Annotated in this window: 19 protein-coding genes; 5 read left to right on the top strand and 14 right to left on the bottom strand. The window is 52.5% G+C overall.

What is annotated here, in order from left to right; genetic code table 11:
- Window positions 1–31: 31 nt before the first annotated feature.
- From flhB to H6868_05395, 3 genes are read right to left on the bottom strand one after another with little or no spacing between them, the layout of a single operon-like run.
- Window positions 32–1,111: a flagellar biosynthesis protein FlhB gene (flhB, locus tag H6868_05405; GenBank protein MCB9988759.1), complete on the bottom strand. Its 1,080-nt coding sequence runs from the start codon at window positions 1,109–1,111 to the stop codon at window positions 32–34.
- A 14-nt stretch (window positions 1,112–1,125) separates the two neighbouring features.
- Window positions 1,126–1,899: a flagellar biosynthetic protein FliR gene (locus H6868_05400; GenBank protein MCB9988758.1), complete on the bottom strand. Its 774-nt coding sequence runs from the start codon at window positions 1,897–1,899 to the stop codon at window positions 1,126–1,128.
- Between the two features lie 4 nt (window positions 1,900–1,903).
- Window positions 1,904–2,170 carry a flagellar biosynthetic protein FliQ gene (locus H6868_05395; GenBank protein ID MCB9988757.1) on the bottom strand — a complete coding sequence of 89 codons (267 nt, stop codon included), beginning with the start codon at window positions 2,168–2,170 and terminating at the stop codon, window positions 1,904–1,906.
- 123 nt (window positions 2,171–2,293) lie between these two features.
- Between H6868_05395 and H6868_05390 the strand changes: the two genes are divergently transcribed.
- Entirely contained in the window at window positions 2,294–2,845 is a 552-nt protein-coding gene (locus tag H6868_05390; protein MCB9988756.1) for a hypothetical protein, read from the top strand.
- Here H6868_05390 and fliE read toward each other — a convergent pair.
- Genes fliE through flgB form a run of 3 tightly spaced genes read right to left on the bottom strand, consistent with a single transcriptional unit; the run spans window position 2,842 to window position 4,041 of the window.
- Window positions 2,842–3,153, bottom strand: coding sequence for a flagellar hook-basal body complex protein FliE (gene fliE, locus H6868_05385; protein MCB9988755.1), 312 nt, complete (start codon window positions 3,151–3,153; stop codon window positions 2,842–2,844). The two genes, H6868_05390 and fliE, sit on opposite strands and share 4 nt — an antisense overlap.
- Before the next feature lie 38 nt (window positions 3,154–3,191).
- Window positions 3,192–3,608 (bottom strand): flagellar basal body rod protein FlgC, encoded by a 417-nt coding sequence (gene flgC / locus H6868_05380; protein MCB9988754.1) that lies wholly within the window; start codon window positions 3,606–3,608, stop codon window positions 3,192–3,194.
- Between the two features lie 22 nt (window positions 3,609–3,630).
- Window positions 3,631–4,041: a flagellar basal body rod protein FlgB gene (flgB, locus tag H6868_05375; GenBank protein ID MCB9988753.1), complete on the bottom strand. Its 411-nt coding sequence runs from the start codon at window positions 4,039–4,041 to the stop codon at window positions 3,631–3,633.
- A gap of 68 nt (window positions 4,042–4,109) precedes the next feature.
- On the opposite strand from flgB, the gene H6868_05370 reads away from it, so the two are divergent.
- The 4 genes from H6868_05370 to fliP are packed head-to-tail and all read left to right on the top strand — an operon-like array spanning window position 4,110 to window position 5,861.
- On the top strand, window positions 4,110–4,478 hold the full coding sequence (locus H6868_05370; GenBank protein ID MCB9988752.1) for an EscU/YscU/HrcU family type III secretion system export apparatus switch protein: 369 nt from the start codon (window positions 4,110–4,112) through the stop codon (window positions 4,476–4,478).
- Window positions 4,479–4,498: 20 nt separating this feature from the next.
- Window positions 4,499–4,768, top strand: a complete 270-nt coding sequence (locus H6868_05365) for a hypothetical protein (GenBank protein MCB9988751.1) — start codon at window positions 4,499–4,501, stop codon at window positions 4,766–4,768.
- 3 nt (window positions 4,769–4,771) lie between these two features.
- The gene (locus H6868_05360; protein ID MCB9988750.1) at window positions 4,772–5,092 is read left to right on the top strand and encodes a FliO/MopB family protein; all 321 of its coding nucleotides are present in this window, start codon (window positions 4,772–4,774) and stop codon (window positions 5,090–5,092) included.
- Window positions 5,073–5,861 (top strand): flagellar type III secretion system pore protein FliP, encoded by a 789-nt coding sequence (gene fliP, locus H6868_05355; protein ID MCB9988749.1) that lies wholly within the window; start codon window positions 5,073–5,075, stop codon window positions 5,859–5,861. The genes H6868_05360 and fliP overlap by 20 nt, the downstream gene beginning before the upstream one ends.
- A 6-nt stretch (window positions 5,862–5,867) precedes the next feature.
- On the opposite strand, the gene H6868_05350 is transcribed toward fliP, so the two are convergent.
- The 8 genes from H6868_05350 to fliM all read right to left on the bottom strand — a co-directional run bounded on the left by H6868_05350 (window position 5,868) and on the right by fliM (window position 14,238).
- A complete protein-coding gene (locus H6868_05350; GenBank protein ID MCB9988748.1) occupies window positions 5,868–8,837 on the bottom strand; it encodes a hypothetical protein in 2,970 nt (989 codons plus the stop codon).
- 99 nt (window positions 8,838–8,936) lie between these two features.
- Window positions 8,937–9,665 carry an OmpA family protein gene (locus H6868_05345; GenBank protein ID MCB9988747.1) on the bottom strand — a complete coding sequence of 243 codons (729 nt, stop codon included), beginning with the start codon at window positions 9,663–9,665 and terminating at the stop codon, window positions 8,937–8,939.
- A gap of 92 nt (window positions 9,666–9,757) precedes the next feature.
- Window positions 9,758–10,486 carry a hypothetical protein gene (locus H6868_05340; GenBank protein MCB9988746.1) on the bottom strand — a complete coding sequence of 243 codons (729 nt, stop codon included), beginning with the start codon at window positions 10,484–10,486 and terminating at the stop codon, window positions 9,758–9,760.
- Between the two features lie 113 nt (window positions 10,487–10,599).
- Window positions 10,600–11,172 carry a protein phosphatase CheZ gene (locus H6868_05335; protein ID MCB9988745.1) on the bottom strand — a complete coding sequence of 191 codons (573 nt, stop codon included), beginning with the start codon at window positions 11,170–11,172 and terminating at the stop codon, window positions 10,600–10,602.
- 78 nt (window positions 11,173–11,250) lie between these two features.
- Window positions 11,251–11,640: a response regulator gene (locus tag H6868_05330; GenBank protein ID MCB9988744.1), complete on the bottom strand. Its 390-nt coding sequence runs from the start codon at window positions 11,638–11,640 to the stop codon at window positions 11,251–11,253.
- 143 nt (window positions 11,641–11,783) lie between these two features.
- A complete protein-coding gene (locus H6868_05325; GenBank protein MCB9988743.1) occupies window positions 11,784–12,506 on the bottom strand; it encodes a MotE family protein in 723 nt (240 codons plus the stop codon).
- Window positions 12,503–13,144: a hypothetical protein gene (locus H6868_05320; protein MCB9988742.1), complete on the bottom strand. Its 642-nt coding sequence runs from the start codon at window positions 13,142–13,144 to the stop codon at window positions 12,503–12,505. Before H6868_05320 ends, H6868_05325 begins: the two co-directional genes overlap by 4 nt.
- Entirely contained in the window at window positions 13,144–14,238 is a 1,095-nt protein-coding gene (fliM, locus tag H6868_05315) for a flagellar motor switch protein FliM (protein MCB9988741.1), read from the bottom strand. The genes H6868_05320 and fliM overlap by 1 nt, the downstream gene beginning before the upstream one ends.
- Window positions 14,239–14,295: the final 57 nt, after the last annotated feature.

Below are 14,295 nucleotides of genomic sequence, written 5' to 3'. Positions count from 1 at the left end.
CAGCCTGTTATAGGCAATTTTGGTTTTCGTCCTAGTGGATTTTTCCTTTGGACCGGAAAACATAGGAAATAATTTCAGCCACGGCCTTGTAATGTTCCGGGGGAATAACCTGATCGATTTCAACCACTTCGTATAAAGCGCGAGCCAGCGGCGGCGCTTCGTAGACCAAAACCTTGCTTTCTTTCGCCAGTTCCCGAATCCGCAGAGCCACTTCATCCACCCCCTTGGCAACGCAGAGCGGCGCATCCATTTCCTCCGGATCATATTTCAGGGCAATGGCATAGTGAGTCGGGTTGGTAATAACGACATCGGCCTGCGGCACAGCCTGCATCATGCGCTGGCGGGCTCTTTCCTGGCGTAACTGGCGCAGTTTTGATTTCACCAGCGGGTCACCTTCGGCCTGTTTGTATTCGTCTTTCAGTTCCTGTTTGGTCATGCGCATTTTTTTATAATGCTCGGTCCGCTGATAGACGAGATCAATGACGGCCACCACCAAAAGCACCACCAAAACCCCGGCCATCAGGCGCATCACCAGTTTCAGCATTTCATCAAGAACGGTCATCAACGGCAAGCCTACGAAATGGTCGATGCTGCCGTAAAACGGGTACAGAAGAATAACCCCCACCACGGAAATAATAGCGAGTTTCAAAAGACCTTTGACGAACTCCATCAGCGCCCGCGATGAAAACAGGCGCTGAAATCCTTTCATAGGAGACACCTTGCTTAGATCCGGTTTAATCACTTCGGGCGCAAAAAGCGGCCCGACCTGTGCGAATGGCCCGACAAAGGCTGCCGCCATCAACACAAGCAAAGGCAAAGCTATGATCGCCAGCACGTGCCAGAAAGACTGTCCCAGAACAACGGACAATCCCCCCGGCACCTGCGGGAAGTCGTGAGCGTGTTCGATGTAAAGCCGCATGTGATTGCCCAGCGCGCCCATGATCGCTTTGGAGCCGGCCCCCACCAAAATCGCCGCCGTCAGGAGCATGATCCAGTTGTTCATCTCACGCGACATGGCAACCTGCCCCTTTTTACGGGCTTCCTCAAGCCGTTTGGGGGTGGGGTCCTCGGTCTTCTGGGAATCGTCCTGTGTCTGGTCGCCTTCAGCCATTCTTTTATTTTACCCTAATGTGCGCTGCTGAGGAAAAAGATCATGCCTTCTTCGAATTTGCTCAGGAAAAACAGCATCCCCGCCGATATGGTCAGCGACAGCGTTATAAACGACAATAAAATCTGGAGCGGCAGTGCCAGCAAAAACACCTGTACCTGCGGCATCAGGCGAGACAAAATCCCCATGCCGATATAAACCAGCAATGCGACGATCAAAAACGGCGCGGCAATCTGGACCCCGATCATAAAAGCAGCACTCACCGCTTTCGACATCATTTCAGCCATGGAGCCCGTATCCGGGATGGCCCCCACCGGGAACATCTCATAACTGCCGATCAGGCCAAAAAACAAAACCTGATGCAGGTTGGTGGCAAACAGCAAAATCACCCCCGTCACAGACAAAAAGGCCCCGATCAACGAGCCTTGCGCCGAAAATCCGGGGTTGAAAAGCTGGGCGTTCCCCAGACCGGATGCCATGGATATCACCATACCGGCCACATCCAGCGCCGCCATAAAAACCCGCGCCACCGTTCCGATGAACAGGCCAATGATAAATTCCATGGTAATCAGGATAAACAAAAGCGGTCCTTGCGGAATCGGGTCGGGCAGCATCGGCGCTACCAGCGGCGCCAGAACCAGCGACAACCCCAGTGCGATATAAAGCCGGATATTGGCCGGGGTGAAGCTGTCCCCGATGCCCGGCATAATCGTCGCCGCCGTGCCGATCCGCACAAAGGTCAGGATAAAGGCAAAAACGCCGGTCGTGATGAACGTTTGCAGGGTTTCCATCGCCCTACCCCAATCCGATCATCCGGTCGGCAAGCGTTTCCATGAAGGCAATCAGGGTTGTGGCAAAGCCACCGAAAAAAACGAAAATCGCCAAAAAAATGGCGATGATTTTCGGCACAAAGACCAATGTGATTTCCTGAATCTGGGTCAAAGCCTGAAACAGCGCAATCGTTACACCAACAATCAGCCCGACGATCATTACCGGCGCGCTGAGCTGGATCGCGATCAAAATCGCTTCACGGACTGTTTCTATGATTTCCGTCTGATTCATGTGGAACAGTGTATAGCGCATTTTTAGCCCTGTACAGGCGAGGCTTGTAAACGCCCCCAATTTTCATGGTTTATTAAGCCAAATGCTTTATTTTCAACATGAACCAACAGGAGATATCAGACCATGGCTTTGAATGATGTTTATAATGCATTGAATAAATCCGAGGGCGGCATTCAGCTCGCTAATCGTGAGGGCGCCATTTCCGTTCTGGACGGCATGCGTAAAACGATTGATGCAAAAGCACCACACGCACCAGTTTCATTTGGGTTCTCTTTTATTGGCAGAGACGCCAAGGCAATCGGCATGACGGCGAGAACTGCGCTGGAAGGACTGTCCTCCGGCGATCACGATCTAACTATTGATTCTACGCTGGAAAATGATGGACCACGCCAGATTTTTTCCATTGAGGTTGTCGCCAGTGATGACGGCAGAGAGGTTTTAGAAAAGTTAGCACATAGTGTATCAGAAAACGGGAATGAGAATGTCAGGACGACCTTACAACTTGCCTTCTCAGAAATTCCGGCTGACCTCGCGCCTGTTTTACATGAACAATTCAAAGGCCTGCCTCAGGAATTAGAAGCCGGAATCAAGATTGCCACGGCGACCCCAAACGGGCAGCTTGTCGATGTCATTCAAAAGGGAAAATCTGTCGGGCTGTTCAATCCTCAGCCCTAAATCGGCATCCGCATGATTTCCTGATAGGCGTTCAGCATTTTATCACGCAGAGCCACAACGGTTTGCAGGGTCAGTTCAGCATCGGTGACAGCCTGTACCACATCCGTCAGATTGGCTTTACCGGTCACGGCGTCGGCGGACGCCTTTTCCCCGGCACGCATGGTTTCCACCGAATCGGTCGCGGCTTTTTTCACCAGATCGCCAAAAGACGGTCCCTCATTGCTTGCGATCCCCGGCATTTGCGCGGCTTTCTGGGTGTTGGCATAGGCGCCGGCGGCCAGGGCGGGATTAATCGGATCTGCGGGCATTGGTTAAACTCCTTATCGTTTTACTATAGCGCATCTGACTAGCGCCGTAAAAGGTCAATCGTTTGCAAGATCATCGTTCGGCTCTGTTCGATCATCGACAGGTTGGCTTCGTAGGAACGCTGAGCCTCTTTCATGTCCATGATTTCGATCAGAGAATTCACGTTCGGCATTTTCACATAGCCGTTTTCATCCGCCCCCGGATGGTCGGGCATGTATTTGACCGGATAGTCTTCCTCGGTGTCCTGATAAATTTTATCAACGCCGACAGTTCTGTAGCCGAGGCTGCGGTCCAGTTCATTTTTAAAGGTGATTTTTTGCCTTGTGTAGGGATTTTCATCCGGGGTCGGCGCCGCGGTGTCGGCGTTGGCAAGGTTTTCAGACAAAACCCGGATACGGGTGCTTTGCGCTTTCATCCCGTGCGCGGAAATTCCCATGGCTCCAAATAACTCAGACATGATCTTTATCCTTCCCTATTTCCTATTGCCCGCGGCCCAGCGCCGTGCGCAACATGCCGACGTTTTTCTGGTACAGGCTGGTCATCAAATTATAATCCATCATATTTTTCGAAGCTTTGAGCATTTGCTCCTCGATAATCACGGCATTTTCTGCCGGGGCGACTTCGTACACTTCTTTCTGGGCGCGGTTTTTCGGATCGGCAATTTTGCCCGGCGACGGCATGTGCATGGCGTTGGTCGTTTCCGGGCGCACGGCGTTTTCCTTCGTCACTCTTTTCAAGACCGTCCCAAAATCAACCGGCAGCAAGTCTTTCGGCTGGTAAGACGGCGTGTCAGAGTTGGCGATATTCTGGGACAAAACATTCTGGCGCTGGTCCAGATAGTCCATTTTTGCGGCCAGAGCCTTCATTAATCCGATGTTTTGTGTTGTCATGGCTTTTCATCTTGTTTTTGTGTAGCTTTAACCCACCACAAGATGAATTTGCAGGAAGCGTGCCAAATATGGATGAATATGACGATGGGCGAGAAGCGGGAAATACGGAACCACTAACCCCTTTGAATATAAAGAAAAAATCAAAACGCGCCACTGCCGTTGCCCTCAAGGACGGCAGTGATCGCGGTGAAGTGCCGCTGATTACCGCCGCCGGACGGGGAAAAATTGCCGAGCAAATTCTGCAGCTCGCCTTTGAGAACGGAATCAAGGTCCGGGAAGACAGCGATCTGGCCGAAATGCTGGCCACGATAGAGCTGGACAGCCCTATTCCCTCCGAGGCTTTTATGGCTGTCGCCGAAATTTTATCCTATGTCTATCGGGCCAACGGCATGTCAAATCCCTTTGACGCGGTGATCGACAGTGCTATGGATGGATAAGCGAAAGGATAGATCCTGATATGAAAACCGCGCAGGAACTCCAAGACAGCCTTAAAGCGCAGATCGACTTTATTGATGATGTCATTGCCCGTGTCCGTAGTAACGAGCTGGTTGATATACGGGACATGGAGGATGCCGTGGCGTCCCTGTCCGACGATATTCAGGGCGCCGGGCCACAGATCGCCCCGCAGATTGAAGATTTGCTCGGCACCATGGTCGCGCGGCTGGACGATCTGGCGCGGGAACTGGAGTACTATCAGGCCCGAACAACGCAGGACAATAAAAAGTAAGCCATGGAACTTATCTCCCTGACCTCTGTTCTTCGTTTCGCCGCCGCCATGCTGTTTGTACTGGGGCTGATGGGCGGGCTGGCGCTGGTCATGCGCAAATTCGGCCACGGCGCACCGATCACAGGCCCCGGCAAGCGCAGGCTTAAAATCGTCGAAACAATGGCGCTCGACCATCGGCGGCGGCTGTTTTTGATCCAGAGGGATGACCGCGAGCACCTGATTATCCTTGGGAGCAATGGCGAAACCGTTGTTGAAAGCGGCATAGAATCGCGGCAGGATGAAGTCTCCAACAAACAGGAAAACAATGAAAACAGCGCGTCATAAATTTCGTCTTTCCGAAAAAGGGTTCGTTTTGCCCGCCCTGCTCGGCTTTCTGACCCTCGCCGCTGTTTTCCTGTGTGCCCCTGATGCGTACGCCCAGAGCGTCACACTTGATTTTGGCGCCGAAGGGGAAAACGGCACCATGACCGGACGGGTGATTCAACTGGTTGCCCTGATGACGATTTTGTCACTGGCACCATCGATTCTTATCATGATGACCTCATTTACCCGGATTGTCGTGGTTTTGTCTTTCCTGCGGACCGCGATCGGTATTCAGCAAACTCCGCCGAATACGGTGATGATTTCGCTGGCGTTGTTCCTGACGTTTTTCATTATGTCCCCGACGTTGCAAAAGTCCTATGAGCAGGGCATTGCGCCCCTGATTAACGAGGAAATCGACGAAATGACGGCGTTTGAGCGTTCCATAAACCCTTTTCGGGAATTTATGCTCAAACATGCGCGGCAAGACGATCTGATCCTGTTTACAGAGCTGTCGGAAGCCGGGCCGTTTGAAACCCCGGAAGCCATTCCGCTGCATATCCTGATCCCCTCTTTCATGATATCGGAATTGCGGCGGGCCTTTGAAATCGGTTTTATGCTGTTCCTGCCGTTTTTGATTATCGACATGGTTACGGCCTCGATCCTGATGTCCATGGGGATGATGATGCTGCCGCCGGTGATGATCTCCCTGCCCTTTAAGATCATCTTTTTTGTGCTGGTCGACGGGTGGCATTTGATTTCCGGATCGCTGATCCAAAGCTTTGCGACTTAGAACCACTTACTGGCTGTCGCGGTAGCTCTCCAGAAAATCCTGAAAGATATCGACTTCGGATACCAGTTCGTTGATCGTATCCTTGTCCGCCAGCATACTGGTATTGCGGGCCCGCGTAACCACATCAAACAGGCGTCCACGCGGCGTCTTTTTCATGGCGTCATCATAGCGTTTGCGGATATTCGCCAGCGCCACCCGGTTCCCGGACAGGTTCAGCGCCACCGCCCGGTTCAGGATCAGGTCGGCCTGTTTGTTGGTCAGGGGACGCCCCGGATCAAGCGCCTCGTCGATAATCAAATCCTGCAAGGCTTCGGCCGCATCTTCCCATAAGCCTGCTCTCCAAGCCAGATCTGCCCGCATACTGTTCACTTTGGGGTCAGGATCATAATCATTCAACAAGGCAATGGCCTCTTCCGTCCGACCGAGCTGTGAATAAGCCCGCGCCCGCAAAAGCCCTAACTCCTCGAGGGCGACATCTTTGCCTTCGTCGGTCGATGCCTCATGATACGGAATGGCCGCATCAATCGCCTTGATGGCTTTTTTGGGTTCCTTGTCGAGCAGGTAAATCGCGGCCAGACGTTTGGCGACCGCTGCTTTTTCAGCCCCCTGCAAACGGAAATCAACCTGATGCTGCAACATGGCCGCTGCCCGCCCCAGAAGATCGGCCTCCACCAGCCGTTCGGACAGTTTTTGAATCAGTTTATTGCCTGTATCACCATCCGGGGTCAGCTCGATAAACTCTTCATAAACCGCCGCCGCATCCAGAGGCGCAATTTCCTCATCATTCAACAAAAGGTCCTGAAAATATGATTTCATATAGGCCGTAATTTCGCGGCCAATATCCGACTGCGGGCTCATGGCAGCGGCCTCGCGCAAAATCCCCAGCCCCTTCAGGTAACGCCGGGATTTCAGGTAAAGCTGGCCCAGCACAAAATTGATTTTCGCTTCCAGTTCATCGCCGCGCCAGGCATAACGCAACCCTTCCAGCCGGTTGATTGCTTCTTCATGCTGGTCGAATTTTTCGTCCTGCATCGCCATGATGGTCAGGGCCAACCCCGCCTTTACCCGGTAAAGGTCGTCGTTACCCTTGGCCAGAGGTTCCCACCATTTCCGCGCCTGATCGTATTCACCGCTTTGCCGGTGCGCTTCTCCTTTCAGGTACTTCAAGCCCGCGACCGTGCTGGGCCGCAGCTTCTCTTCTTCCTTATGCAATACGGCCAGCACCGCTTCCGCAGTATCGACATTTGCCGAGCGCAATTCGATTTCCGCCAGTTTTAATCCGAGTTTTTCCTGTAGCGCCTTGGGATATTCCAGAATAATGCCAAATGTCTGGGGCAGTATTTTTTCGGCCTGATTCCAGTCCTCCAGCCAGGCCAGCGTGTAGGCCCGCCAATAATCCAGTTCGCCATACTCCATCAAGACCGGCCGCATCAAATCACGAAAGGCCATTTCGTATTTACCGGCCAGCGCAAAAGCCGCGCCGCGTAAGGCCAGATATTCAGGTGATTTTATAATTTCCGGCATTTCCTGGGCGGCATAGCGCAAAAAGCCGACAGCTTCCTGTCCCCGGTCGTTGGCGACGTTAATCTTGGCCAGCGTTAACAGATCCTGCACCCGGCCATTGGTATCCTTGGCCGCCATTCCCGAAAGCAAAATGGCCTGATTTTCATCAAGCGCGTTTAGCCCCCCCAGCATCCAGCGGTCAAAATCAAAAATACGCCGGACGTTCTCGGCCGGTTTCATAATCTGGCCGATATTGTTATCGACGATTTCCTCACGCATCTGGTGACGGCTGATATCTCTGGCTCGCGATATCGCCAGACCGCCGGGACGGGTCATCTTCACCCCGCCGCCGGGCATGATTTCCAGATCGTCGACCTTTGGCAGCAAAGCCATACCGACCATAGAGGGCAAAACGTTGAACTCGACAAAATCATAGGCTTGTCCGGTAAACTGCCCCGCATCGCTCACCGTTACCAGTTTAATCGTATCCCCCACCGTCGGATCACGCAGTTCGAGCAAATCCCGCGCCCGTTGTAGCGGCCATGTCAGGGTGCCACCCCAGATTTCATCTTCACGTATGAAAGAGCGTTCGGGTTCGACCGGACTGGTTTTGCGTTCGGTTTTGGTCAGAACAACCCGCCAGACCAGACCGCCGCCCTCACCATACATATGCCAAGCCCGCGTCTCTTCGGGCAGCTTTAAACGAAAAGCCGTGCCGCCCTTCATCGGAACTTTTTCAAAATCGCCAAACATTTCAGAGCGCGGACCGGAAATTTGCGGCATGACGTTAATACCGGCGCGGTCAAACACCATCCAGAGCGCCCCTGCACGGGAAAAGGCCGCCATCCCGGTGTTTTCGGTCAACGTCATGGTAAACAGGTAGGATTCCAGATCGGCTTTGGCCTTTTCCAGTTCCGCATGGGCGGACGGCGCTTTCAACTCATCAACAATGACGTTATCCGCCGGAATTGCCGGCATTTCGGGTGATAGCTCCTCTTCATCCGGCTCTTCCGGGTGCGCGGCGGTCATCTTTTCCGGCTCGTCTTGCGGCTTTTTCTTCACGCTCTCCGGTTCGGGCGGCGGCGTTTTTTTGGCTGGCGCGGCCTGTTTTTTCGGCTTTGCGGATCCCGGTGGATCGTATATGTCGACAATCACCCGGTTTCCCATCGTAAAGTGACGATAACGGCTATCCGCCGGGATCGTCATGCGCACAAACGTTTTGCTGCCTTCTACAGAATCGCTGACCTTGCTCAGGTTTTTAATTTTATCAACATCCAGTGATTCAACCGCGATATCGGACGCCGCGGAAAACACAAGAACAAGCGTGTCCGCTCCTTCTTTTTTCAGCTCGTAGGGGGCCGGTTTTTGCCAGTCAAACACCAGACGGGAATAATCATCATGTTCGCCCGCGCGCACAGGGACACCGGCAGCGTAAGCCCCCGCCCCCGTCAGCAGCCATAACAATCCCGCCATCACAAAAAGTTTGATCACTGATTTCAACTGATCCGTCCCGAAGTCTCTGATGTTCAAGGAGATATTCTTTCTCCCCGGTAAGGATATCATACCTTACTCTTACTCTCTGTCGAAAAATACTTTTCCCCGGCTGCCATCGTGATCCATCAAAACAATATCGACGCGCCGCGATATTTTTAGCCGTTCGTCTTCATCGACAACCCCTTGCAAATCATCATAACGGCCACTGGCCATCCCGCGAACTGTGATTTCCTTTTCATACCCGACATTTTTAAGAATCACAGCCACATTGGCCGCGCGCGCCAGTGAAAGTTCCCAGTTCGAGCCGTACTCCCCGCCCGATATTGGGCGCGGATCCGTGTGCCCGACGACTTCGATCTTGTTTTTGATCCGCGACAAAACACCGGCCAGCGCATAGAGCGCTTTCGACCCTTCGGGTTTAACGGTGGCCTGCCCGGCGTCAAACAGGAGGTCCTGCGGCAGGGAAATCATAATCCGGCCATCTCTGGTTTCCATGCTGACGGTTCCCAGAATATCATTTCCCGACAATGTATCCTGCATCAGCGCCTCGAGATAACGAAGGTCAAGCGCCTGATTATATTTAATCTTGTCCAGATTAACCCCATCGACTGGCCCCAAGAGCTGGGTTGATCCGTAAAACTTGTTGAACTCGGTTTGCAAGGCGGCGGTCATTTCAGACCAGACTTCGGTTCTGGGGTGCGACATGGAAAATAACAACACGAAAAAGGTCAGCATCAAAGCCATGACGTCGGTAAAGGTTACCAGCCATAGTTTACTGTTGCCCTCTTGCTCGTGAACATCCCCCATACGGCGATCGCGCCGTCGCGAACCACCGGCGCTATCATCTTCAGCAGCGCCGTCTTGGCCGTCCGGCCCCTTATTATATCCGCCTTTTATGCTCATGTTCCGCTCTCATCGCTGCGTTCCTGAACGATCCCGTTTTCGTCAACAGGAGAGTATGGCTCGTGTAACCGGAAATGAATCTCTACATATCCAGCCTTGCCCTGACGCAAACCAATGCTGATATAACGCCGGGGCAACCCGATCTCTTCCATGGCACCGGCAATCGCCGCCATCCTCATCATCAATGCCTTGGTTTCCTGGGGTTTCTCGTTTTGAAGCCGGGCCGGGTCATCATTGACCTCTGCCAGCATATCCATCCGGTACTGACGCCCCTGATCCGCAGACATCATCAGAGCCGCCATTGTGGTGATAAACCGGCCTCTCATATCTGTCGATTTCTGGTCCGTTTGCACAAAGGCCGCCTCGAATTCATCAAGGGGAACCCTGACGTACATTTCGCCCCGTTCGTTTTGCACCACAGCATCATGAGAGGGAATATGTGCGGCAAACAAAGCTTCCAGACGGTCAACCGTACTGCCTTGTTGAATAGAAAGGTTCTGCCCGTCAACCACAGACGGTTTTTTATCCTCTTCCGCTGCGATTTTTGTGGCAAAAGCCCGTTCGATACTGTTCATCGTCGGACGCACGCGGTCTTCTTCGAATGTGGAAATGGCATTCAACACAATAAAAAAGGCCAACAGCATGATGAACAAGGACAGCCCCATGATCTGGCTGGAACCACTGCCCTCGGTTCCGGTACTGGCTGTACGTCGCCTTGATTTCATTGGGACCTCCGATAATCCTGACAGAAGAAGCCTCAAACCCACCGGGCCGCTGCTTTCTCTACTATGAACGTTTCAAGACAAGAGATCAATACAGGCGGAAAAGAGTCGGCCCCTTAGTCAAATTCCGCCAGCAAACGGTCAATTTCATCCTGTGAAATCGCCTGATCGGGCATCTGCGGCCCATTCAGCAAAGCGGCGTCGCCCTGCACTTCGTCTTCGACCGTTTCAGAAGCCGGCTCATGACCAAAGATATTCAACAAAGCCGTTACCTTTTCATCAATGGCTTTCAGAGAGTTGATAACCTTTGAGATGCGCTGGCCGGTGATATCCTGAAAGGAACAGGCTTCATAGATTTTGGTTACATGCTCTTCGACGACGCCGGCTGTTTCTGCGCTCATCTCATCCAGATGACCCTGAATGGCTTCGCATGAATCCATGATCGTCCCGGTCGCTTTTTCTGTCGCGGCGACAACCGCATCCAGTTCGTCAGAAGCGCTGGGGATATGTTTGGATTGTATTTCCGAAGGATTGGCTACGCTGATTTCCCGGCGCGCGTCCTCTACGATATCCTTCAATTCCCTGAGCTGCTCAAACAGGCCGCCGATAGCCACGCCATCAGCTTCATGAACTTTTTCGATTACCGAATTGATAATCTTTATAACCTGATCGCGCTGATATCCCTTCATCTCTTTAAGACCATCCATCTATTTTTCCATTCCGTTACTTTTCATTCAAGGGAGGCTCTAAAAAATCTCTTAAAACCCTTAGAAATCACCCAAAACTGCAGAAATTTTCTGTTTTAGCGTCTCGGCATTGAACGGCTTGACGATATAGTTGTTCACGCCGGCCTGTTTGGCGGCGATAACGTTTTCCGTTTTGCTTTCAGCCGTAATCATAATAAACGGAACGGCGGCATTGTTGGTGTTACTGGCCCGCAGCGTTTTCAGTAATTCAAGACCTGTCATCGGTTCCATATTCCAGTCGGAAATCACCAGACCGTATTTTTTGTTCTTCATCAGCGACAAGGCCATGGTTCCGTCAGTTGCCTCATCAACATTGCGAAACCCCAGCTGCGCCAGAAGGTTCTTAATAATACGCAACATCGTTTTGTAATCGTCTACAATCAGAACGTTCATATTGGTATCAACAGACACGGCAATCCCCTCACAATTCAAAAATAATCAAAATATTTCTACTGAATAAATTATCATACGAACGAAGTATTATGAACTGTATTTCCTAATTTTATTTTAAAAAAACACAAGGGGTTTAAACATTGGGGGCGCGTCATGGACGGCTATCGTGGCGGCAAGGTGGGAAGGCGTTTTTGCTGAGCCAGAAGAATGGTAATAGACCGGGCGCGTTCCGCGTCCATTTCGGCCAGAATTGGCGCTGATTTTCGCTCGGACATCCGGGACATAACGTTCAACAAGACTTCTGTGTCCAGCGTGTTAAATATCCGGGCAGCGTCTTTGGCTTTCATACCTTCGTATATCTTAACCAGGCTGTTAATGCGCGCTTCTTCCTCGTCGGACTGGCGCTGCAGCAATTCCTGAATCTCGTTGCGGATGACTTCCAGTTCACGCAGTTTCTGATCCACTTCCCGTTCAGCCGCCTGCAACAGAGCTTCCCGCATGGCCAGCGTTTTCTCCTGCTTGTCCAGCCCCTCCCGGCGGCGCATTAAATCGCGGTACAATTCTTCCTGAACGCCTGAATAAACAAAGTCCGTATCGACGGCATCTTTCCATTCTATTTTTTCGGCGGTGTCTTCGTTCACCAGTTCATCTACCGGGTTTTCATGCGTGTCCGCGCCCTCGTCAGCCGCCATATCACTCCCGCCGGCTTCCGCGGCCACGTGACCTTCGTCCAGCGGCGGCGTTTCGACATCGACTTCATGCTGGGCATAGGCCGTGCCGGAATGGCTAATCCCGATGGTCATATCGCCTATCCGTATAACAAAGGACATAAAAGCGACAATAACAAGAAGCGGCAACACCCTTAACCGGTCGTATAATCTCATGCTGTTCCTCTTGTCCCCGATTTTTTACCGCCGCCGTGCAAAGCCTCGTACAATTCTCTCTCTGCCCGGCTATGAAGCGTTTCGGCAAAGGCCGCTTCTTCCTCGCTATCATTGCCGGCGGTTTTAGATTCGTTCATTTCCCCCCGGTCAAATTCAGGATCACGGATCGCAAATCCGGAGACGCTGCGTCCTCTGGAAAGGCTTTCAACGGGGGGCTTCCGGTGTTTTTTAGGGATTGAGGGTGCCTGTGCAAAGTCTTCTTCGGACCGGAACATATCCGTTTCGTCACGATCCTGCCGCGCAGAGGGCTGCCGATTTCGTTCGGCCAGCGCTTCAAGACGACCAGCCAATGCATTGCCGGCCTCGGTCATGAGTTGCAATTCATCGGCCTGTGCCTTGGCATCATCCATAAGTCCCTGCATATCCCGGCCAGACTCACGGGCCGCTTCATGCATGCCCTCAATCGCTTTTTCGGCACGGGTAATACTGTCGGACAGGCTGGCCAGAAGCTTATCGAGATCTTTGCGGCTTTGCCGGAATACCTTCAAGTGGAGAGACAGGCGCGCGGCAAAAAAAATCGTCGCCGCCAGCAATATCAGGACCATGCCGTCCAGAATCATGGAAATCACAGCCCCCATCAGGATTGCCCTTCCTTGTCCGGTGGGATGTAGCGCTCAATACGGACAGCAATATTTCCCTGTTTCTGGCCAACCGGGCCTTTGAACATCGGGAAATGGCCACACCGTAATTCCAGTTCGTCTTCTATCCGGGTGTTAAACATGATCTGCGTTCCGACCTGCCAGTTCAGCATATCATCAAGAGACACAGTTTGTTCGCCCAAGACAGCCTGTAGCTGGACATCGGTTTTATAGAGCTCTTGCGTCAAGTGGTTTTCCCAGATCGAGTCCCGTCCGAATTTCTCCCCCATGAACATCTGGAGCAGCAATTCCCGGATCGGCTCCAGCGTCGCATACGGGATCAGGATTTCAATCCGGCCGCCGCGGTCCCCCATATCGACGCGCAGCCGCGCCAGAACGCAGGCATTGCCGCTTTGCGTAATCGTCGCAAAACGCGGGTTGGTTTCCATCCGGTCGAGAGAAAAGCTGACCGGTGACAACGGATCAAAAGCCGATGACAGATCGCTCAGCGATACGCCGACCATGCGCTCCACCAGCTTGGTTTCGATTGTCGTATAGGGACGCCCTTCAACGCGGATGGCGGGCGTTCCCTTTCGGCCGCCCAGCAGCACATCGACGATAGAATAGATTAGCGCGCTATCCACCACCAAAAGGCCGTTATTGTCCCATTCTTCGGCCTTGAAAACAGACAGCATGGCCGGCAGCGGGATAGAATTCATATAGTCGCCGAAACGGACGGTCGAAACCTGATCGAGGCTGACCTCAACGTTATCCGACGTCAGATTACGCAACGATGTCGACATCAAACGCACCAGACGGTCGAAGACAATATCGAGCATCGGCAGGCGTTCATAGTTGACCATGGCCGAATTAATCAGCGCCATAATCCCCGAGGCTTCGTCACCGCCGCTCAGATCATCATCAAAACCGAGAAGACTGTCGATTTCTTCCTGGTTTAGAATTCGCGCACTGGTATCGTCACCGCCGCCACCGTCAAATTCAGGCGTCGCATCGGCACCGTCGCCCTCGGCCATGGACTCCCATTCCTCGGCCATGGCTTTTTCTTCAGCGCTCATTTCTTCGGTTTCAGCCATAAGTCCTTTTTTTCCTGCTGTCAGACCGTATTAATTTCGTCTCTTGCATATAGTGTG

This window comes from Rhodospirillales bacterium (assembly GCA_020638175.1).
In the GTDB taxonomy this organism is placed as follows: domain Bacteria; phylum Pseudomonadota; class Alphaproteobacteria; order Micavibrionales; family Micavibrionaceae; genus JACKJA01.
This window is presented reverse-complemented; position numbering and strand designations above follow the sequence as displayed.